The organism is Solwaraspora sp. WMMA2056 (assembly GCF_030345095.1).
GTDB lineage: Bacteria > Actinomycetota > Actinomycetes > Mycobacteriales > Micromonosporaceae > Micromonospora_E.
This window is the reverse complement of sequence record NZ_CP128360.1, coordinates 4753414-4774121: the sequence shown is the minus strand read 5'-3', so window position 1 is coordinate 4774121 and position 20708 is coordinate 4753414. Positions and strand designations below refer to the sequence as shown.

Sequence of the window (20708 nt, the reverse complement as noted above, 5' to 3'; positions counted from 1 at the left end):
CCACTCGATGATCTCCGAACCGACGACCTCGACGTCACACGACGAGCCCGGATCCTTCCGGGATCCCGGGAACCAGGTCTTCTACGCCGGCGACCGGGTCCTGCGGGGGCTGGGTCCGCAGGCCGCGAAGGACTGGTCGGCGGTCGCCGCCAGCACCTTCCTGCCGCCGCTACTCGCCGCCGGCACGGTGATCGGCACCGAAACCGCCGAGGCGGACGAGGTGCCCCCGGAGGCCGCCGGTCGGTGGACGACGGTGCTGCGCCACGAGCGGGTGCCGTTCGTGTCCTACCCGTACGAGTGGTCGTTCGCGATGCTGCGCGACGCCGCCCGCCTGCACCTGGAGATCCTGCAGGCGGCGCTCGCCGACGGGGTGACCATGACCGACGGGTCGGCGTACAACCTGCAGTGGCGTGGCGCGGGTCCGGTCTTCATCGACGTGGGCTCGTTCCAACCCGGTGCCGCCGGCGAACCGTGGGCCGGGTACCGGCAGTTCTGCCAGACCATGCTCTACCCGTTGATGCTCCAGGCCCACCTCGGGCTGGACTTCCAGCCGTTGCTGCGGGCCCGCATCGACGGCATTGAGCCCGGTCAGATGCGCCGGTTGTTCGGCGGTGCGCGACGGTGGCGCGCCGGGGTGTTCAAGCACGTGCACCTGCATGACGCCATCCAGGCCCGGCACGCCGGCACCGCCACCGGCCAGGTCCGCGAGGAGATCCGCGACGCGGGTTTCTCCACCGAACTCGTGCAGGCCACGGTCCGCGCGGTCGCCCGGTTGGTCGACCGCCTGGACTGGGCACCACCGCGCAGCCACTGGGTCAACTACCAGCAGACCTGCACGTACTCCGACGACGACCGGACCGTCAAGACGGCCTTCGTCGATGCGGAGCTGGCCAACCGGCGGCCCGCGACGGTCTTCGATCTCGGCGCCAATGACGGCACCTATTCGCGGGTAGCGGCGAAGCACGCCGACTACGTGGTCGCTGTGGAGAGCGATCCGGCGGTCGTCGACGACCTCTACCGTCGGCTGCGCGGCGAGGGGGAGCGCCGCATCCTGCCGATCCTGATGGATCTCGCCGATCCCTCACCCGGCGGGGGATGGGCCGGCGACGAGCGTGCCCCGTTCCTCGCCCGGGCCAGGGCGGACACCGTGCTGGCGTTGGCCGTCGTGCACCATCTGGCGATCGGACGCAACGTGCCGTTGCCCCGGGTCCTCGACTGGCTGACCGCCATGCTGCCCGGCCAGGGCCGCCCCGGCCAGCTGATCATCGAGTTCGTGCATCCGGACGACCCGATGGCTCAGCAGTTGCTCGCCAACAAGCCGGCCGGGCTGTTCCCCGACTACCACCGCGCCGAGTTCGAACGCCTGTTGGCCGACCGCTACGAGATCACCCGACGGGAGGAGCTCCCGTCCGGGACGCGGACCCTGTACGCCGGGGTGGTCCGTGGCTGACGCCGACCCGAAGCCGGCCAGCCCGGTGACTGGCGACCCGCCGGCCGACCCGCCGGTCGGGGCAGATGCCCGGTCCGGCGGGGAGCTTCGGCGGCTGCTGGAGATCGTCGCGCTCTGCGGACTGGTCGTCGCGCAACCACTGCTCGACGTCGTCGGTCGCAGCCCCGACTTCTTCCTGTTCCACGGGGCCGGGACGGTCGAGATCCTGCTGCTGGTGGCCTTCTACACGGTCGTGCCGCCACTGGTGTGCTGGCTGCCAGGGCTGGCGGCCGGGTTGGCGGGCCCGCAGGCGCGCCGCGTCGCGCACCTGGTGACCCTCGGACTGCTGCTGACCGCGTTCGCCGTACAGATCGGCAAGCAGGTGTCACCGCTGCGCGGTGCGCTGCTGCTGGGTCTCGCCGCGGCGGTCGCGCTGGGTGGCGTGTGGGCGTACCGCCGCTGGAGCGGAGTCGGCCAGTTGCTGCGGCTGGCGTCGGTCGGTCCGATCGTGTTCGTGTCGTTGTTCGTGTTCGCCTCGCCGGCGTCTGCGGTCGTGCTCGCCAGCGGCCAGGAAAGCTCCGGGCCGGGGGCCGCCACCGGTGAGCCACATCCCCCGGTGGTGGTCCTGGTCCTCGACGAGCTGCCGCTGGTGTCGCTGCTCGGCCCGGACGGGCGCGTCGACGCGCAGCGCTTCCCGCATTTCGCGGAGCTGGCGGGCGGATCGACCTGGTACCGCAACTCCACCGCGGTCGGCGGTTGGACGCCGTACGCGTTGCCGGCGATGCTCAGTGGTCGGTACCCGCAGCACGAGGTGGCGCCGCACTACTCCCAGCACCCCGACAACCTGTTCAGCGCTCTGGGCGGCACATACGACATCAAGGCGCAGGAGAGCATCACCGAGCTCTGCGCGCCGCAGGTGTGCCCCGCCACCGACCAGACCGCGACGGACACCCTGCCGGTGCTGCTGCGGGAGACCGGGCAGTTGCTGGGCCAGATCCTCGCGCCGGTGGACAACCATGACGATCCGACCGCCAGCTTCCGGGAGCCGACGGCCCGTGACGCGGGGCTGACCGGGCCGGCGAGCACCGCCGACGAGGCCGTACCGAGCGACCCGAAGTTTCGGTTCCACACCCTCAACGACCACCAGCCGGCCCGGTTCGCCCAGTTCATCGACAGGCTGTCCCGGCCCGACGACGGTCCGACGCTGCACTTTCTGCACCTGCTGATGCCGCACGCGCCGTGGAACTACCTGCCGTCCGGGGTGCGCTACGAGGCCCCCGGTGACTTTCCGAACGAGGGTGCCGGCTGGGTGCAACTGGCCCGGCAACGTCACCTCGCCCAGCTCGGCTACACCGACGGGCTGATCGGTCAGACCCTCGACGCGCTGCGCTCCAGCGGCCGCTACGACGACGCGTTGCTGGTCGTCACCGCCGACCACGGGGTGAGCTTCACCCAGGGGGCGCAGGGGCGTGGCATGGGCGCGGTCGAGGCCGCACCGGCCGAGGTGCTCTGGGTGCCCACGTTCGTCAAGGAGCCGGGTCAGCGCAGCGGCCGGGTGGACGACCGCAACTGGGAACACGTGGACCTGCTGCCGACCATCGCCGCACACGCCGGCATCACGCTGCCCTTCGACGTCGACGGTATCTGCGGCGGGTGCCCGCCCCGGCAGCGGGCGGACAAGGAGTTCCGCGACGTACCTGGCCAGCCGGTGACGGTGCCGGGGCCGGCGACCTTCGACGCGTTGCTCACCGGGCGCGGGGGGCCGCCGTTGCCGGCGCCGATGCTGCCGGAGCTGGTCGGCCGGTCGGTCGGTGACCAACCGGTCACCGACGACGGGGTACGGGCGGAGGTTCTCAACGCCGACGACTTCAGCGGCGTCGACCCGGCCAGCGGCGAGCTGCCGATGCTGGCGTACGGCGAACTGCCCGCCACCGTGCCGACCGGCGCACCGCTCGCGGTCGCGGTCAACGGCGAGATCGCCACCGTGGTGCCGGCGCTGGCCCCCGACGCGAAAGGGCGCCGCTTCGCGGTGCTGCTGGAGGATGAATCGCTGCTGCGCGCCGGCGACAACCGGCTCGAGCTGTTCGAGGTCGTCGGCGGCGGTACGCAGCTCGTCCGACGCTGGTGACCGTACCAAGTCCTGTGGTTTGCCCGACTTCGCGTGGGATGCGCCACTTGATCGGGTGACGCATCCCTCACCCTCGCCCTGTCCCTGTGGCAGCGCCACGCCGCACGATTACGGTAAAAAGTGAGGCACTCGACGAAGATCTGCCGGCGAAGCGAGGGACCATATGACGGATGTGAAGCTCGACCATCCTGGTGGCCAACTGTCGATGCCGGTGCAGCCGGCCGTCGACGGGCCGCCCGGGATCGAGATCGGCGCACTGCTGAAGGAGACCGGCCACGTCACGTTCGACCCCGGGTACGTCAACACGGCGTCGTGCGCGTCGGCGATCACCTACATCGACGGTGACGCCGGCATCCTGCGCTACCGGGGCTACCCGATCGACCAGTTGGCGGGCAAGGCCTCGTTCCTGGAGGTCAGCTACCTGCTGATCTACGGCGAGTTGCCCACCAGTGACCAGTTGGCCGCGTTCAGCGAACGGATCTCCCTGCACACCCTGCTGCACGAGGAGATGCGCCGGTTCTTCGACGGGTTCCCACGCGACGCCCACCCGATGGCGGTGCTCTCCTCGGCGGTGAGCGCCCTGTCGACCTTCTACCAGGACAGCCTGGACCCGTTCGACACCGACCACGTGGAGATCTCCACGGTCCGGCTGATGGCCAAGGTGCCGACGATCGCCTCGTACGCGCACAAGAAGTCGATCGGCCAGCCGCTGCTCTACCCGGACAACTCGCTGGGGTACGTGGAGAACTTCCTGCGGATGACGTTCGGCGTACCGGCGGCCCGGTACGAGGTCGATCCGGTCGCCGCCCAGGTGCTCGACATGCTCTTCGTGCTGCACGCCGACCACGAGCAGAACTGCTCGACGTCGACCGTACGGCTGGTCGGGTCCAGCAACGCGAACCTGTTCGCCTCCGTGTCCGCCGGAGTCAACGCGCTGTTCGGTCCGTTGCACGGCGGTGCCAACCAGGCCGTGCTGGAGATGCTGCAGGAGATCCATGCCTCCGGCGGTGACGTCCAGGACTTCGTCCGGCGGGTCAAGGGCAAGGAACGCGGCGTCAAGCTGATGGGCTTCGGCCACCGGGTGTACAAGAACTACGACCCGCGGGCCGCGATCGTCAAGCAGGCGGCGCAGGACGTGCTCGGCCGGCTGGACAAGCCGGATCCGCTGCTGGACATCGCGATGCAGTTGGAGGAGATCGCGCTCGCTGACGACTTCTTCGTCTCCCGCAAGCTCTACCCGAACGTCGACTTCTACACCGGCCTGATCTACAAGGCCATGGGGTTCCCGCCGAAGATGTTCACGGTGCTGTTCGCGCTGGGCCGGCTGCCCGGCTGGATCGCACAGTGGCGGGAAATGATCGCCGACCCCAGCAACAAGATCGGCCGCCCCCGGCAGTTGTACGTCGGACCGGCCGAACGCGGCTTCGTGCCCATCGCGCAGCGCTGAGCGGTCTGCCGTACCGCGACGTGCCGCTGCGGTGGCCGACCCCCGGATCGGGGCGGCCGCCGCAGCGGCACGTCGCGTTTCAGTCCGGGGCGTCGGCGTCGACCGGCACCGTCGAGGGTGCCGGTTCCGGGCGTAGCCAGACCGCCGCGAACGGTCCGACCGCGACGGTGGCGCTGACCGGCTGGCCGGCCAGCGCAGGACCGTCCGCCGTGACGGCACCGCAGTTGCCGACGTTCGATCCGCCGTAACAGTCGGCGTCGGTGTTGACGACCTCCCGCCACCGGCCCGGCACCGGCAGTCCGATCCGGTGCTGGTGGCGCGCCGCCCCGGAGAAGTTGACCACGCACGCCAGCACACCGCCGTTGGCGTCGTAGCGCAGGAACGAGATCGTGTTGGCGTCCCGGTCGGTGTGGTCGATCCAACGGAATCCCGCCGGCACCGTGTCCTGCTCCCACAGCGCCGGGCAGTCCCGGTAGGCCGCGTTCAGATCCCGCAGCAGGTGCTGCACCCCACCGACACCGGGGTCGTGGGCCAGCGACCAGTCCAGGCCGCGCTGCTCGCTCCACTCCTGCTCGTCGGCGAGCTCGCAGCCCATGAAGAGCAGCTGCTTGCCCGGGAATGCCCACATGTAGGCCAGCAGGCCGCGCAGGCCGGCCAGCCGCTGCCACCGGTCACCGGGCAGTTTCGCGGTCAGCGAGCCCTTGCCGTGCACCACCTCGTCGTGACTGATCGGCAGCAGGAACTGCTCGGTGTGCGCGTACGCCGCCGGCCAGGTCACCTCGTCGTGGTGGTGACTGCGGTGCACCGGGTCCCGCGCCAGGTAGCTCAACGTGTCGTGCATCCAGCCCATGTTCCACTTGAGTCCGAAACCGAGGCCGCCGGTGTCGGTCGGGCGGGTCACGCCGGGCCAGGCGGTGGACTCCTCGGCGATCATGACGATGCCCGGGTGCAACCGGTACGCGGTGGCGTTGAGCTCCTGAAGCAGCTCGATCGCCTCCGTGTGGGAGTTTCCGCCGGAGTGGTTGGGCAGCCACTGACCCGGGCCACGGGAGTAGTCCAGATACAGCATCGACGCTACCGCGTCGACCCGCAGCCCGTCGATGTGGAACTCCTCCAACCAGTACAGCGCGTTGGCCACGAGGAAGTTGCGCACCTCCCGGCGACCGTAGTCGAAGATCAGGCTGCCCCAGTCCGGATGCTCGCCCCGGCGGGGGTCGGGGTGTTCGTACAGCGCGGTACCGTCGAACCGGGCCAAAGCCCAGGCATCACGCGGGAAGTGCGCCGGCACCCAGTCCAGCAGCACCCCGATCCCCGCGCCGTGCAACCGGTCCACCAGGTGCCGGAACTCGTCGGGCGCGCCGAACCGGGAGGTGGGGGCGTAGTAGCCGGTCACCTGGTAGCCCCAGGAGCCGCCGAACGGGTGCTCCATCACCGGCATGAACTCCACATGGGTGAAGCCCAGGTCGGTGACGTGGTCCACCAGCTGATCGGCCAGTTGCCGGTAGCTGAGCCCCGGTCGCCACGACCCCAGGTGCACTTCGTAGATCGCCATCGGGCGGGCGTGGTGGTCGCTGCGGCGGGCGGCCAGCCAGTCGGCGTCCTGCCAGACGTAACCCGACTCGTACACCACCGAGGCCGTCCGGGGCGGCACCTCGGTGGCGGCGGCCATCGGGTCCGCCCGGTCGGACCAGGAACCGTCCGCACCCTGGACGCGGTACTTGTACCGCTGCCCGGCGACGACGCCGGGCACGAAGCCGGCCCAGACGCCACCGGAGCCGAGCCGTTCCAGTTCCTGTCCTTCGTACGGACCCCAGCCGGGTCCGTCACCGATCACGCGGACCCGGCGGGCGTTCGGCGCCCACACCGCGAACCGGCATCCGCCGGGTCGCGGGTGGGCGCCGAGCATCCGCCACAGCTGCTCGTGGCGGCCTTCGGCGAACAGATACAGGTCGAAGTCGCCGATCGTCTCGGTCAGCGGGGCCTCCCGGGTAGGGGTCACCTGCTCCCCGCGCCAGCGAGGAGGTTTCCGTCCGGGATGACGATAGTGGCCCGACCCTGCGCCATCCGAGAGGCTGCCCGTTCCGTGGCGAACGCCGATGCCTGGGCGATGGCGGCGGCGTAGGTGGCGGCGGTGCGGTACGCGATGGCCGCCCACCCGTACTGGTCGGTGACCATTCGCCGGGCCCGCCGGGCGACCTGCCGGGCGAGGTCCGGATCAGCCAGCAGGGCGTCGACCGCCGAGACCAGCCCGTCGGTGTCCTTGGGCTGGAACGTCATCCCGGTGATGCCGGGCTCGACGATCTCGGCGAGGCCGCCGGTGGCCGCGACCGCCAGCGGCGCGCCGGCGGCGGCACCCTCCAACGCGACCATGCCGAACGGTTCGTAGATGCTGGGCACCGCGAAGCAGTCCGAGGCCGCCATCAGCGCCGGCAGGTCGGTGCCACCGAGGAAGCCGGGCAGCGTGACCGCGTCACGCAGACCGAGCCGGTCGATGTCGGCTTCCAGTTCGCCCCGGTACGGGCCGTCGCCGGCGATGACCAGACGTAGCCCGGGGTGGCGTTGGCGCAGCCGGGGCAGGGCGGCGATCAGGTGCTGCACGCCCTTTTCGTAGACCAGCCGGCCGACGAACGACACCAGCGGGCCGTCGCCGGCGAAGCGCGCGCGGGCGTGGGCGACGGCGTCGGCCGGGACCTGCCAGCGTCGGGTGTCGACCCCGTTGGCCACCACGTCGACCCGGTCGGCGCGGGCACCGAAGAGGTCGATCACCTCGTCGCGCATGTAGCCGGAGCAGGTGATCACCCGGCCGGCCTCGTGGCTGAGCCAGTGCTCGATGGAGTGGATTGACTTGTTCATCTCGTCGGGGAGCCAGCCCTGGTGGCGGCCGGCTTCGGTGGCGTGGATGGTGGCGACGAGGGGGATGTCGAGGTGTTCCTTGAGGGTGATGGCGGTGTGGGTGACGAGCCAGTCGTGGGCGTGGATGACGTCGTATTCGGCGGACTGGGTGGCGCGTAGGGCGGCGCGGGTGAGGGTGTGGTTGAAGGCCATGGTCCAGGCGAGGAGGCTGGGGGTGGCCAGGGGGAACAGGGGTGGGTCCTCGGCGGCGCGGATGATGCGGACGCCGTCGGCGTATTCCTCCAGGGGTGCGCCGGGGGCGTGGCGGGTGACGACGGTGACCTCGTGGCCGGCGTTGGCGAGGGCGACGGAGAGGGCGTGGACGTGTCGGCCGAGGCCGCCGACCAGTACCGGCGGGTACTCCCAGGACAGCATCAGGATGCGGCGGCGACCGTCGGCGGAGTCGCCGCCGACGCCGGTCGGCGGGTGCGGGCGTGACGTCGGGACCGGACGGCACGGACCGTCCTGGGTGACCAGTGCGTTGGCGAGCTGGTCGCCGATCCGCAGGGTCATCGCAATCTTCTCCATCCATACGAGGTGGTGCGGGCGCCGGCACCGGCGGCGGCAGGGGCGGGAGGTGCTCCGGGTGTTACTGGGGCGTGGTGTTGCTGGTGCGGCGGTGTCTGCTGCGGGTACGCGCGAAGGGGCGCCGGCCGTTCGGCCGACGAGGTGCGGTAGGGGTGGCCGATCGGCCGGTGGTGGTGGGCTCGCGCTGCGGTGCGCGTCGTCGCCCGTACTCAAGCAAACGGCATGGCGACCGGATTCGCATCCCGGAACGGCCGGAGGTGACCGAAGACACGGCCGGGGCGCGGCGTGCGGGTGCCCTGGCGGCGGCGACGTGTCCGGGAGCGGGCGGTGGCGGTCAGCGCTGGCACAGCGCCGGGGTACGCGGCGGCTGGTCGTCGGCGACCGGTTCGGCCGGTACCGTCGGCGGCGCCGCCGACGGTACCGACGGCGGCGCGAGCAGCAGGATGCCTGCGCCCGCGGTGGCCCCGGCCGCGAGGAGCAGCGTCATCGCGACCGGCCCGGTGGCGAAGCGTTCCTCGAACAGCACCACCCCGATGATCGCCGAGGCGACCGGGTTGGCCAGGGTGACGGTGGCCAGCGGGGCACCGAGGCCGCTGCCCCGGTAGGCGAGCTGGGACAGCAGTACACCGGCGACCGCCATCGCCGCGATCGCCGGCACGGTGGGTGTGAGCAGGGCCGACGGCCCCCCGTCGGCGTACTCCCGGGTGACCGCGTGGGTCAGCGCCGAGGCGATCGCGAACGCCACGCCGGCGGCAGCGGCGTACATCAGGCTGCGGGGCACCGGCCGCCGGACGAGGATGGTCCCGGCGATCGTGGCGACCAGCACGGCGGCGCTGGTCAGCACGAGGAGGTCGGCATCGCCGGCGTCCATGCCGTCGCCACTGCCGGGAACGGTCAGCACCAGCAGCAGTACGAGGCCGACGACGGTGGCCGTGGCTCCGCCCCACTGCCGCCGGGTGATCCGCTGAGCGCTGACGGCGGCACCGATCGGCAGCGCCAGCACGAGGGTGAGTACACCGAGCGGCTGTACCACCGACAGCGGTCCGTAGGCGAGGGCGGCGACGTGCAGCCCGCCGCCGGCGGCGTTCAGTGCCACCGACAGCCACCAGCGACGTGCCCGCAGCAGGGCGCGCAGGATGTCCCGCCACGGGGTCTGTGCGCCGAGGCGCACCGCGAGCCGTTCCTGGGCGATGGCGCCGAGCGCGTAGGCGCCGGCTGAGGCGACGGCGAACGCCACGGAGATCAGCAGCGCGGTCACGGTCCGGCCTGTCGGCGCGGCGGGCGGGTCATGGATCCATGATCCCGTACGGCGGCTGCGGTGGCCTCGGTCCGTCGGCTCGACGTCGTATCCGTCTCACGCAGTACTCCTGGCTGTCGGGTCCTCCGTCAGGTGGAGGGGCGCACCCGGTGGATCACCTAGGTGGTCGGGGCCGGGTCGGGCCGGCTCACCGCAGGGCCAGGACGACGCCGGCGATCGCGGCGACGACGAGTACCCCGAGGAACGCCTGGAACAACAGCGCGGGACCGAGATGTGACCAGACCGTCGGCGTCCTCGGTGTCAGGAACTGGCCGGTGGTCAGGTTGACGATCCGTTCGACCCGGGGCGGCAGTTCGGGGTCCTTCTGCCGGCGGACCGTCACCTGGACGTGGTCGCTGGGGTCCAGTGCGCTCTGCGGTACGTGTCCGTGGATCTCCATTTCGCACAGGACGCCGCTGGTGTCGCGGATGTGCAGCGGCGTGACCAGGAACTCGGGTCCGGTCCGTAGCTGCTTCCACTTGCGGCGGGCGGCGGTGGAGCCGCTGCCCGCCAGTCGCAGTGTCGCCAGGGCAGCGCCGAGGACCCGGGGGACGCCGGCCGCCGCGAGGACGCCGATCAGGATCGGCTGGCCGACTTTGATCGGTCGCGAGTAGCCGCCCTCCAGGCGGACCACGTGCCCGGTGATGATCGGTCCGGGCCGGTGTGCGGCCCGCTCAGGAAAGAGCTCGGGATCCATGTGACACCACCCAAAGTCGCCAACTATTCACAGATTGTATCGATTGTTGAAAGTGAATGCCGTGAATGAATGATGCTCATGGGGTGATTGAGGCTTGATTTGCGGTGATTTGTACGACCAGCTGGGTATGTCGGCCCGGAGAGGAGGGGGTGCGTCATGGACCTGTCGTTTCTGCAACCGCTGTACTCCCGGCCGGGCCCCTGGGCCTCGGTCTACCTGGACGCGTCACGCGACACCGAGGACGCGGTGGAGGCGCTCGAACTGCGCTGGCGGGCGCTGCGACAGCAGCTCGAACAGCAGGGGGCGGACCAGTTGTCGGTCGCCGCGCTCGGCCACGCGGTGCTGCGCCACGTTCCCCGCGCCGGCGAGTACGGCCTGGCGTTGAGCGCCACGGACGGCGAGGTGGTCCTGCAGAACTACTTGCCTGCGCCGCCACGTCACGATCTGGCCGTCGTGGGACCGCTGCCCCACGCGATGCCGCTGGTGGCCCAGCGCGGCGAGGAGATCAGCTGGCTGCGGGTGCTGGTCAGCCGGACCGGTGCCGACATCGACGCGGTCAGCGCCGGCGGCCTGCCCCGGCAGGCGAATGTCACCGGTCCGGCCAGCCACCCGATCCGCAAGGTCAACCCGGGGGCGTGGTCACAGGCGCGGTTCCAGCGGGCGGCCGAGGTCAGTTGGCAGCGCAACGCCGGGCACAGCGCGGCCGCCACCGCGGCCCTCGCCGACCAGGTGGGAGCAGAGGTCCTGGTCGTGGCCGGAGACCCGCAGGCCCGCGAGCTGCTGATCAGCGAACTGCCGCGACGCTGGCAGTCGCGGACGGTGCAGACCGACGTCGGTTCGCGCGCCGTGGGGGCGGACCCGGAACCGTTGACCGAGGTCACCATCCAGGCGATCGCCGAGGTCGCGGCCGCACACACCGGTCAGGCCCTGGACCGGTACGGCGCCCAGCGGGGCCGTGGCGACGGGATCGGTGCCGTGGTCGACGCCCTGCAGCGGGCGCAGGTCGACACCCTGCTGCTGGTCGACGATCCGTCGTCGACGCAGAGGCTGTGGATCGGGCCGGAGCCGACCCACATCGCACTGGATCCGGACGAGTTGACCGCCATGTCGGTGGCCGCGCCGCGCGAGGTGCGCGCCGACGCGGCGTTGCTGCGGGCGTTGGCCGGCACCGACGCGGACCTGGTGCTGGTAGGCCCGGGAGAGGCTGACCTGGACGGCGGCGTCGGTGCGGTGCTGCGCTATCTGGATCCGGCGACCGGATGAGACGCGGCACCGGTGCGACGACCGGGTGGGCGTGGAATTTTCGCGCCAGTTACCGCCTATGGATTGGGTGGCCCCGTCACTGGCAGTAAGGTCCGGCATAGGGATCGGTGTTCCGGCGAGGGGGGCCTGGTCGGTGACCGAGCCCGGATACCGGAACGTGCAGCTCAGAGCCGGATCACCGGGAGGGGCGGAATGTCCGGACAACGACGTACCGCGACTCGTTCGGAACACGCACTGGAAGATCTGGACGGGGCCGCGCTGTCCTATGCGGCCCGTTTCGCGGAGCAGTCCGAAGGCCGGCGACGGGACCACCTGCGGGAGGAACTGGTCCAGTTGGCGTTGCCGTTCGCCGGCCGGCTCGCCCGTCGCTACCGTGGCCGCGGTGAGCCGTTGGAGGACCTGGAGCAGGTGGCGCGGCTCGGCCTGGTCAAGGCGGTGGACCGTTACGACCCCGAACGCGGGTCCTTCACCGCCTACGCCGCCGTCACCATCACCGGCGAGATCAAACGTCACTTCCGTGACCGCACCTGGGGGGTACACGTACCCCGGCGGTTGCAGGACCTGACGATCGAGGTCAGCCAGGCCACCGCCGTCCTGACCAGTGAGCTGTCCCGGTCGCCGACGGTGGCGGAGCTGGCGGCCCGGCTGGAGACCTCCGAGGAGGACATCCTGGCCGCACTCGAGTCGGCCGCCGGCTACACCCCGGCCTCGCTCAACGGGCCGGTCGGTGACGACGGCCCGGCCGAGCTCGGCGACATGTTCGGTGCGCTCGACGCCGACCTGGAATCGGTCGACGACCGGCTCACCGTGAGCGGACTGCTGTACCGGCTGCCCGCCCGGGAACGCCGGATCCTCGCGATGCGGTTCTACGGCAACTACACCCAGTCCGACATCGCCGCGGAGTTCGGCATCTCCCAGATGCATGTCTCCCGGCTGTTGTCGCGCACCCTGACCTGGCTACGCCAGGCGATGCTCACCGACACCCCGCCGAGGTGGGAGTCCACCGGCGCCCCGCCGGAGCCGCCGGACGCGGTGACGGTATCGGTGGACCGGGCCGACGGCCGGGTCCAGGTCGGCATCCGGGGCGAACTGGACCGGTCGGCCGCCGAGCGGATCCGCTGCGCACTCGTCGACGTGGTCTGTGCCGCCGGCACCGACGAGGTGCTCGTCGACCTCGACGGAGTCGGCTTCATCGACGCCGCCGGCATCGCGGCGCTGCTGGCCAGCCACGAAGCCGCCCGCCGGGCCGCCGTCCGGTTGCGGATCACCGACCCGCAGCCGTACGTGCGGCGCAGCCTGGTCGTGGCCGGATTGGCACCGTTGTTCACCTGACCCGTACCCGCCGTTCACCTGACCCGGATCCGCCGGTGACCCCGATCGGGGGACAGCCGGGTCGCACCGGCGGTGCGCAGACAGCACCTTCCGTAACGTGCGCAGGCGTGAAGCAACGTGGACATCGCATGATGGCAGCGGTCGTCGCCGGCGCGGCGACGTTCGCCTTCGGAATCTCCGGCGCCGGGGAGGACACCTCGAACTCCGGGGCGATCGCCCTGATCGGCGTGGTGGTGGGCCTGGTGGTCTTCAGCGCCACCAAACCCAGCAAGAACTAGCGCGGGCCGCGGGCGGGGCCGCCGGTCCGTCGGCGGCCGGTGGTCGGTGCCGGTTCAGCCGGCGGCCACGGCGAGCGCGTTGCGGTGCCGACCCAGCGGCGGACGCTCCTGTACGGACACGTCGCTGACCACGATTTCGCGTTCCAGGCTGCTCAGCGTCACCGCGTCGCCGCGCCGGAACTGGGTGAGCAGACTGCCCGGTGGACGCTGCGAGATCACCCAGCCCTTGCGGTAGAGCCGGGACCACGCGGTCAGCAGGATCTGGGCCGACATCCGCCCCAGCGCCTCGGTGCTCTGGTGACGGTGCCGGCGTTCACCGAGGTCGACCTGGGCGAGGGCGTCCAGGCCGCAGACGTCGAGCAGGTCGATGAGCATGGCGGTCTCCACGCCGTACCCGGAGACGAACGGAATCTGCTCCAGCACGGCGCGTCGGGCGGCGTACTCGCCGGCGAGCGGCTGCACGAAGCCGGCCAGGTCCGGCCAGAAGAGGTTGAACAACGGCCGGGCCATGATCTCGGTGACCCGCCCACCGGCGTCGGCCTCGACGTCGCTCGACCGGACCAGCGGTCGGTGGTAGAAGCCCTTGACGAAGCTCACCGAGTCGTCGGTGAGCAGCGGCCCGAGCAGGCCGGTGACGAACGCCGGCTGGAACTCCCGCAGGTCGGCGTCGACGAACGCGACGAGGTCGCCGTCGCTGGCGGCCAGCCCGGCCCACAGCGCGTCGCCCTTGCCCTCCAGCCGGGGCAGTCCCCGGGTCATCTCGTCCTGACCCACCACCCGGGCACCGGCGGCGGTGGCCACCGCCGCGGTCGCGTCGTGCGAGCGTGAGTCGACCACCACCACGTCGTCGACCAACGGCACCCGGTCGACCAGATGGTCGCGGATCGACCCTACGATCGCGCCGACCGTGGCCTCTTCGTTGCGGGCCGGCAGGACCACGCTCACCCGCCGCCCCTGTTTGGCCATGGCCAGCTCCCAGGGGGTCCAGCGGCCGGCGGACGCGGTCCGGCGGGCCGCCCAGTCCTCGACCGTGGCAGTGATGCCTGTTCGTGCGTCAACCATGATCCACCCCCTGACGACGATCACGACTGTGGGTGGGCTACCCGTGCGCCGACCAGGTATGCCTTGGGTCGGGCCGGTGCGCCGACCGGGCCGCCGCGTCCCGGGTCGCCGTGTCCGGGCCGGGCGGGGCGTCGCATCGCGCACGGGTCGCGTAGCGTTGACCGACATGGGTGTGTCGCAGCGTCTGAAGAGTCGGTTCCGGCGTTTCCTCCAGCGGCCGGGAAGTACGGTCGACCTGGCCCCGTTGGCGAAGTTGCTCCCCGCGATCGCCGACCGGGAGGAGGATCTGAAGGCGCTGGAGGACACCGCGCTGACCGAGGCGGCCGGTCGGGCCAAGGAGTTCGCCGAGATTTGCGCGATCGGCCGGGAGGCCGCGCGGCGGGCGATCGGCGAGCGCCCCTTCGACGAGCAGCTGCTGGGCGCGATGTCGCTGCTCGCCGGCAAGGTGGCGGAGATGGCCACCGGTGAGGGCAAGACCCTGACCGCCACGATCGCCGCGTACGGCCACGTCCGGCGCGGCAACGGCCCGGTGCACGTGCTCACGGTCAACGACTACCTGGCGCGTCGGGACGCCGAGTGGATGGCCCCGGTGTACGAGCTGCTCGGGCTCTCCGTCGGCTGGGTCACCGAGAGCAGCACCCCGCAGCAGCGCCGGCAGGCGTACCAGCGGGACGTGACCTACGTGTCGGTGAGCGAAGCCGGCTTCGACTTCCTGCGCGACCAGTTGGTCACCGACATCGCCGACCGGGTCCAGCCGTCGCTGTCCACCGCGATCGTCGACGAGGCCGACTCCATCCTGATCGACGAGGCCCGGGTGCCGATGGTGCTCGCCGGTGCCGTCACCAGTGAGCAGGATCCGGTGCACACCGCGGCGGCCCTGGTGCGCGGGTTGCGGGCAGACCGCGACTACGAGGTCGCCGAGGACGGCCGTAGCGTGGCGTTCACCTCGGCCGGTCTGGCCGCGGTCGAGGCCAAGCTCGAAGGCATCGACCTGTACGCCGACGACAACGTCGAGCAGTTGTCCGCCGTGCACGTGGCCCTGCACGCCCACGCGCTGCTCAAACGCGACGTCGACTACATCGTGCGCGACGGTGTGGTGGAGTTGGTCGACGAGATGCGCGGCCGGGTGGCGCAGCGCCGCCGGTGGCCCGACGGGCTGCAAGCCGCGGTCGAGGCCAAGGAAGGGCTGGCCGCGACCGCCGAGGGCGAGGTGCTCGGCACCACCACCGTGCAGGCGTTCGTGGCGATGTACCGCACGCTGTGCGGCATGACGGCGACGGCGGTGCTCGTCGGTGACCAGCTGCGGGAGTTCTTCAAGCTCGAGGTGGCGGTGATCCCGCCGCACACGCCGTGCGTGCGGGTCGACGAGCCGGACCGGATCTACGCCACCCGCGCGGAGAAGGACGAGGCGCTGGTCGCGGAGATCAGCTCGGCGCACGCGTCCGGCCGACCGGTGCTGGTCGGCACCCTCGATGTCAAGGAGTCGGAGTCGCTGGCGGCGGCGCTCGGCGAGGCCGGGGTGCGGTGCGTGGTGCTCAACGCCAAGAACGACGACGAGGAAGCGGCGATCATCGCCGAGGCGGGCGCGCTCGGCGCGGTGACGGTCTCCACCCAGATGGCCGGGCGTGGTGTGGACATCCGGCTCGGTGGCAGCGACCAGGCCGACCGCGACCAGGTCGCCGAGCTGGGTGGGTTGTACGTGATCGGCAGCGGCCGGCACGACAGCCGCCGGGTCGACAACCAGCTGCGGGGCCGGGCGGGTCGTCAGGGTGACCCCGGAGGCTCGGTCTTCTTCGTCAGTCTGGAGGACGACCTGGTCGTCCGGCACGCCCCGGACGCGATCCCGCCGTCGCCTCGGATGACCGCAGACGGCATCGTGCAGGACGAGCAGGTGGACTTCGCCATCGAACACGCCCAGCGCATCGCCGAGGGCGTCGACTACGAGATCCACCGCAACACCTGGCGCTACAGCGTCGTCATCGAGCAGCAACGCAAGGCGCTCGCCGAGCGGCGTGAGCGGCTGCTCACCAGTGAGGTCGCCGCTCTGATGCTGATGGAGCGGTTCCCGCAACGGTGCGCGGACATGGACGAGGACCTGTTGTCGCGGGCGGCGCGCGCGATCGCCCTGTACCACCTCGACCGGCTCTGGGCCGAGCACCTCGCCGAACTGTCCGAGGTACGCGAGGGCGTGCACCTGCGGGCACTCGGCCGGCTCGATCCGCTCGACGAGTTCCACCGGGCCGCCGTACCGGCCTTCAACCAGCTGATTCCCGAAATCGAGGCACGCACGGTGGCCACGTTCGAGGAGACGGAGTTCGACGAGGACTGGCAGCCTGACGAGGCGCAGCTGGTGCGGCCGAGCGCGACCTGGACCTACCTGGTGCACGACAACCCGTTCGGCTCGGAACTCGACCGGTTGATCTCCTCGGTCGGTCGCCGACTCGGCGGTGCCCGACGAGGCTGAGTCGGCCGAAGTGCCGGTGCCGGCCGCACGTCGCCGGTACCCTCGCTCGAGGTGTGCCCGGCGGTGGTACCGCTACCGTCCGGCCGCCGCCGACGACGACGGGAGTGACGATGAGCAAGCGGGCCGGTGCGGCAGGTCCGGTCTGGCCGGTACGGGCGCGGTGAGCCGACCGGAGCAGGTCGACCACGGCCGGCTGGCGGTGCTGGAGACCGCAGCTGTGCTGCGCGAACTCACCGCCGGGATGATCCGCTGCGACGATTTCGACCAGGCGTTGGCGCATCTGGCCCGGACCACCCGGTTCGCGCTGCCCGGTGTGACGTACGCCAGCGTCTGTTTCCTGCGTGCCGGGCAGCCCGCCTCGGTGGCCGCCTCCGACCCGTTGATCAAGGACCTCGACGAGTTGCAGTACAGCGCGGACGGACCAGCGATGAGCGCGATCCGTGGCCGGGAGATCGTGCTCGCCGCCACGCTGACCGGGACCACCCGGTGGCCGCGGTGGCGGTCGGCGGCGCTTGACCGTGGCATCCAGGGCGTGCTCTGTGCCCCGGTGGACGTCGACGACGAGGTGATCGGCTCGATCAACCTGTACGCCGACCGGCCCGGCGCGATATCCGACGATGAGCAGTTGACCGCGTTGCTGCTCGCCGAACACGCGGGGCTGCTGCTGGCGGCGGTACGGCACCGCAGCCGCGTCGAGGCCGACCCGGCCGGTACCGGGTGGGACGGCACCGACCTGATCGGTCCGGCGATCGGCATCGTGATGACCCAGCGGCGGTGCCGGGCCGGGGAGGCGTTGGCGGTGCTGCGGGACGCCGCCCAGGCAACCGCGATGCCGTTGCCGCAGGTCGCTGAGCGGCTGGTTGCCTCGGTGCTGCGCGCCGAGGGCTGAGCGGCTGGTTGCCTCGGTGCCGCGCGCCCGGTGGCGGCACCGTTCGTCCACGGTGATACTCGGGTAGGGGCGTGACGCGTGCAGCGTGACCAGGGAGGCGGCAACGATGCGGGGCAGACTGCGGGCGGGCACTGGACCTGTCCAGCCGATGCTGGTCACGCTGCCGCTCGGACTGTTCGTCTGCGCCACCCTGTTCGACGTCTCGGTGCTCGCCGGTGCTCCCGGTCTGTTCGGCGAGGTCGGCTACGCGACGGTGGTCGCCGGTCTGGCCGCCATCGGGCTGACTCTCACCGTCGGCCTGGTCGACCTCTGGGAAGAACCACCAGGCCGGACCCGCGGCGCCCTGGTCCGGTTCAACCTGGTCACCGGCGCGATGGGGTCGGTCTTCCTGATCGCCTGCCTGATCCGAGCCTCCGGCGCGGGCCAGGTGGCGGGAGCCGCGCTGGTGGTCGTCGAACTGGTCGGGCTGGCGGTCGGTGCCGTCGGCCTGCGCTACGGCACGGACCTGCTGCGTCACGCTGCCGACGTCGCCGTAGGCGAGCCGCCGTCCCGCGCCGGGGATCGGATCGTCCGCCAGCGGACGAGCGTCCACCCGCAGTCGAACCCGTCGCCGCTCAGCCGTCGACCAGGTCGCGCATCCGGGTGATCTCCGCAGCCTGTTCGGCGGCGATGGCCGTGGCCAACTCCTCGACAGCAAGATCGGTGCCACCGGTGAGAACCCGGTGGGACATCTCGACCGCGCCCTCATGGTGGTCGGTCATCATCGTGACGAACAGCCGGTCGAAGGCGGTGCCACGGGCCGCCGCGAGGTCCCGGATCGCCGCCTCGGTCTGCATGCCCGGCATCGTGGCGTGGTCGTGGTCGCCATCCGGTAGCCCGCGAACCTGCAACCAGCCCTTCAGGACGTCGATCTCCGCGGCCTGACCGGACCGGATCCGGTCGGCGAAGGCGCGTACCCCTGGGTCCTCCGTCCGGGTCTGCGCGAGCGCGGCCATCTGCACGGCCTGCGTGTGGTGCGGAATCATCATCTGGACGTACCAGGTGTCCACCGTGTTGTACTGCGGCGGGTCGACCACGATGGCGGTCCCCGGCCGGATCTCGGACTCCTCACCGGGGCGTCCCGGAACGATCACCGGTGGAGCGGTGCCGGTCGTCGGCGGCACGCTCGCCACCGTGGAGCTCGTGCCGTCGCCGGGAGAGCCGACCGACCGCACGACGGCGACCAGCACGACAGCACCGGCGACGAGGGCGACGGCCAGCAGCGTGGAGCGTCGGTGGAGCGTCGGTCGCGGCATCAGTCCTCCTTGCCGGCGCCGGCGGGAATGCGGCGATGCTATCCGGACGGTCCGCACCATCGATGTGATGCCTATCACATCGATGGCGGGAACTCGGCGGTATCGTCGCCTCATCATCAATCCCTTTCGAAGGGTGCCGCACATGATCACACGCTCCCCACGAGGGCCGCGGCAACTGCGGGTCGTTGCGGTGACGGCGATCGCCGTCCTGCTCGGCAGTACCGCGATGGCATCCCCTGGTCGGGCCACGACACCATTCGACAGCGACTGCGCCGACACCACCGACGCACTGGCGGTCGAGCTCTGCCTCGCCCGGGCCGCGACGGCCACAACGGACGATCCGGGTCTCGGAGTGGACGAGATCGACAGCAGCCCGAACCTGCGTCAGATCGCCAACCTGCCGAAGCCCGCGCCGTTCGACACGGAGTCGGCCCTCAACTCCGACCTGGCGTTCCAGGGCCGGTACGCCTTCGTCGGCAACTACAACGGCTTCGTCATCTACGACATCTTCAACCCCCGCAAGCCCCGGCTGGTCTCGCAGGTGCTCTGCGTGGGCGCCCAGAACGACATCTCCGTCCACGGTGACCTGCTGTTCCTGTCGACCGACTCGTCCCGTAGCGACGACTCCTGCGCCAGCACCTCCCAGTCCGCAGGGATCAAGGAGTCCTGGGAGGGCATCAAGATCTTCGACATCCGGGACAAGAGCAACCCGCGGTACATCAAGTCGGTCGAGACCAACTGCGGCTCGCACACCCACACCCTGGTGCCGGGCAAGGACCGCCGTACCGTGTACCTCTACGTTTCCTCGTACAGCCCGTCGGCGAGCTTCCCCGACTGCCAGCCGCCGCATGACCTGATCTCGATCGTCAAGGTGCCGGTGAAGAAGCCGACCGACGCCGCGCTGGTCGCCACGCCGGTGCTGTTCCCCGAGGGCGGTAACCCCGGCGGCAATGGCAGCTCCACGACCAGCGGCTGCCACGACATCACGGCCTATCCACAGAAGGACCTCGCGGCTGGGGCCTGCATGGGCGACGGTGTCCTGCTGGACATCGCCGACCGGGAGGCGCCCCGGGTGATCCACCAGGTGAGGGACACGACGAACTTCGCCTTCTGGCACTCGGCGACGTTCAACAACTCGGGCACCAAGGTGGTCTTCACCGATGAGCTCGGTGGCGGTGGCGCTGCGACCTGCAACCCGACCATCGGCCTCGAGCGAGGCGCGAACGCGGTGTACGACATCACCGGCAAGGGTGCGTCGCGTACGTTGGTCTTCCGCAGTTACTTCAAGATTCCCCGGACGAACGGGCCCACCGAGAACTGCGTGGCACACAACGGCTCGCTGATTCCGGTGCTCGGCCGCGACATCATGGTCCAGGCCTGGTATCAGGGCGGCGTCTCGGTCTGGGACTTCACCGACTCGGCCCGCCCGGTCGAGATCGCCTACTGGGAGCGTGGTCCGGTCTCCGACACCCGGATGGTCACCGGTGGGCCGTGGTCCACCTACTACTACAACGGCTACATCTACTCCAGCGACATCCAGAAGGGTCTGGACGTGCTGGAGATCCGGGACTGGCGGACCGCCAGCGCGAAGCTGGTCCGGCTGCCCGAGCTGAACGTGCAGACGCAGTCCTGGTACCTGAGCTGGTGACATCTGCCGCTGGCCGGTAGCTCGCACGCAGGTCCGACGCACCGCCCACCGTGGCGGTG

At 71.0% G+C, this 20708-nt stretch carries 16 protein-coding genes; 10 read left to right on the top strand and 6 right to left on the bottom strand.

Annotated elements, in window-relative coordinates; genetic code table 11:
• Positions 1-7 precede the first annotated feature (7 nt).
• From O7608_RS21545 to O7608_RS21535, 3 genes are all read left to right on the top strand, one after another.
• Entirely contained in the window at positions 8-1450 is a 1443-nt protein-coding gene (locus tag O7608_RS21545; RefSeq protein WP_289206328.1) for a class I SAM-dependent methyltransferase, read from the top strand.
• Complete coding sequence (locus O7608_RS21540) at positions 1443-3557, top strand: sulfatase-like hydrolase/transferase (protein WP_289206327.1); 2115 nt, start codon at positions 1443-1445, stop codon at positions 3555-3557. Before O7608_RS21545 ends, O7608_RS21540 begins: the two co-directional genes overlap by 8 nt.
• A gap of 163 nt (positions 3558-3720) precedes the next feature.
• Positions 3721-5004 carry a citrate synthase gene (locus O7608_RS21535; RefSeq protein WP_289206326.1) on the top strand — a complete coding sequence of 428 codons (1284 nt, stop codon included), beginning with the start codon at positions 3721-3723 and terminating at the stop codon, positions 5002-5004.
• Between the two features lie 79 nt (positions 5005-5083).
• Here the strand turns inward: O7608_RS21535 and glgB are convergent, their stop codons facing one another.
• The 4 genes from glgB to O7608_RS21515 all read right to left on the bottom strand — a co-directional run bounded on the left by glgB (position 5084) and on the right by O7608_RS21515 (position 10418).
• A complete protein-coding gene (glgB, locus tag O7608_RS21530; RefSeq protein WP_289206325.1) occupies positions 5084-7003 on the bottom strand; it encodes a 1,4-alpha-glucan branching protein GlgB in 1920 nt (639 codons plus the stop codon).
• Positions 7000-8424 carry a glycosyltransferase family 4 protein gene (locus tag O7608_RS21525; protein ID WP_502959134.1) on the bottom strand — a complete coding sequence of 475 codons (1425 nt, stop codon included), beginning with the start codon at positions 8422-8424 and terminating at the stop codon, positions 7000-7002. Before O7608_RS21525 ends, glgB begins: the two co-directional genes overlap by 4 nt.
• Before the next feature lie 334 nt (positions 8425-8758).
• Entirely contained in the window at positions 8759-9682 is a 924-nt protein-coding gene (locus tag O7608_RS21520) for a DMT family transporter (RefSeq protein ID WP_289206324.1), read from the bottom strand.
• A 187-nt stretch (positions 9683-9869) separates the two neighbouring features.
• The gene (locus O7608_RS21515) at positions 9870-10418 is read right to left on the bottom strand and encodes a hypothetical protein (RefSeq protein WP_289206323.1); all 549 of its coding nucleotides are present in this window, start codon (positions 10416-10418) and stop codon (positions 9870-9872) included.
• Positions 10419-10574: 156 nt separating this feature from the next.
• Here O7608_RS21515 and O7608_RS21510 point away from each other — a divergent pair, with 156 nt between their 5' ends.
• From O7608_RS21510 to O7608_RS21500, 3 genes are all read left to right on the top strand, one after another.
• Positions 10575-11681, top strand: coding sequence for a baeRF2 domain-containing protein (locus tag O7608_RS21510; protein WP_289206322.1), 1107 nt, complete (start codon positions 10575-10577; stop codon positions 11679-11681).
• 192 nt (positions 11682-11873) lie between these two features.
• Positions 11874-13013 carry a SigB/SigF/SigG family RNA polymerase sigma factor gene (locus tag O7608_RS21505; protein ID WP_289206321.1) on the top strand — a complete coding sequence of 380 codons (1140 nt, stop codon included), beginning with the start codon at positions 11874-11876 and terminating at the stop codon, positions 13011-13013.
• Positions 13014-13141: 128 nt separating this feature from the next.
• A complete protein-coding gene (locus O7608_RS21500) occupies positions 13142-13291 on the top strand; it encodes a hypothetical protein (protein ID WP_282227457.1) in 150 nt (49 codons plus the stop codon).
• A 54-nt stretch (positions 13292-13345) separates the two neighbouring features.
• Here O7608_RS21500 and O7608_RS21495 read toward each other — a convergent pair whose 3' ends face one another.
• Positions 13346-14353 carry a glucosyl-3-phosphoglycerate synthase gene (locus tag O7608_RS21495; protein WP_289206320.1) on the bottom strand — a complete coding sequence of 336 codons (1008 nt, stop codon included), beginning with the start codon at positions 14351-14353 and terminating at the stop codon, positions 13346-13348.
• 166 nt (positions 14354-14519) lie between these two features.
• Between O7608_RS21495 and secA2 the strand changes: the two genes are divergently transcribed.
• From secA2 to O7608_RS21480, 3 genes are all read left to right on the top strand, one after another.
• The gene (secA2, locus tag O7608_RS21490; RefSeq protein WP_289206319.1) at positions 14520-16817 is read left to right on the top strand and encodes an accessory Sec system translocase SecA2; all 2298 of its coding nucleotides are present in this window, start codon (positions 14520-14522) and stop codon (positions 16815-16817) included.
• Between the two features lie 241 nt (positions 16818-17058).
• Positions 17059-17706: a GAF and ANTAR domain-containing protein gene (locus O7608_RS21485; protein ID WP_421361206.1), complete on the top strand. Its 648-nt coding sequence runs from the start codon at positions 17059-17061 to the stop codon at positions 17704-17706.
• 106 nt (positions 17707-17812) lie between these two features.
• Complete coding sequence (locus tag O7608_RS21480) at positions 17813-18352, top strand: DUF2231 domain-containing protein (RefSeq protein ID WP_289206317.1); 540 nt, start codon at positions 17813-17815, stop codon at positions 18350-18352.
• Here the strand turns inward: O7608_RS21480 and O7608_RS21475 are convergent.
• A complete protein-coding gene (locus O7608_RS21475) occupies positions 18321-19001 on the bottom strand; it encodes a DUF305 domain-containing protein (protein ID WP_289206316.1) in 681 nt (226 codons plus the stop codon). The genes O7608_RS21480 and O7608_RS21475 overlap by 32 nt on opposite strands.
• 145 nt (positions 19002-19146) lie before the next feature.
• Between O7608_RS21475 and O7608_RS21470 the strand changes: the two genes are divergently transcribed.
• Positions 19147-20649: an LVIVD repeat-containing protein gene (locus tag O7608_RS21470; RefSeq protein ID WP_421361205.1), complete on the top strand. Its 1503-nt coding sequence runs from the start codon at positions 19147-19149 to the stop codon at positions 20647-20649.
• Positions 20650-20708 lie beyond the last annotated feature (59 nt).

Coding starts and splice junctions, on each gene's coding strand:
- O7608_RS21500 (WP_282227457.1), top strand. CDS start 13,142: ATGATGGCAGCGGTCGTCGCCGGCGCGGCGACGTTCGCCTTCGGAATC.
- O7608_RS21480 (WP_289206317.1), top strand. CDS start 17,813: ATGCGGGGCAGACTGCGGGCGGGCACTGGACCTGTCCAGCCGATGCTG.
- O7608_RS21535 (WP_289206326.1), top strand. CDS start 3,721: ATGACGGATGTGAAGCTCGACCATCCTGGTGGCCAACTGTCGATGCCG.
- O7608_RS21510 (WP_289206322.1), top strand. CDS start 10,575: ATGGACCTGTCGTTTCTGCAACCGCTGTACTCCCGGCCGGGCCCCTGG.
- O7608_RS21475 (WP_289206316.1), bottom strand. CDS start 19,001: ATGCCGCGACCGACGCTCCACCGACGCTCCACGCTGCTGGCCGTCGCC.
- O7608_RS21485 (WP_421361206.1), top strand. CDS start 17,059: ATGATCCGCTGCGACGATTTCGACCAGGCGTTGGCGCATCTGGCCCGG.
- O7608_RS21495 (WP_289206320.1), bottom strand. CDS start 14,353: ATGGTTGACGCACGAACAGGCATCACTGCCACGGTCGAGGACTGGGCG.
- O7608_RS21505 (WP_289206321.1), top strand. CDS start 11,874: ATGTCCGGACAACGACGTACCGCGACTCGTTCGGAACACGCACTGGAA.
- O7608_RS21545 (WP_289206328.1), top strand. CDS start 8: ATGATCTCCGAACCGACGACCTCGACGTCACACGACGAGCCCGGATCC.
- O7608_RS21515 (WP_289206323.1), bottom strand. CDS start 10,418: ATGGATCCCGAGCTCTTTCCTGAGCGGGCCGCACACCGGCCCGGACCG.
- secA2 (WP_289206319.1), top strand. CDS start 14,520: ATGGGTGTGTCGCAGCGTCTGAAGAGTCGGTTCCGGCGTTTCCTCCAG.
- O7608_RS21525 (WP_502959134.1), bottom strand. CDS start 8,424: ATGGAGAAGATTGCGATGACCCTGCGGATCGGCGACCAGCTCGCCAAC.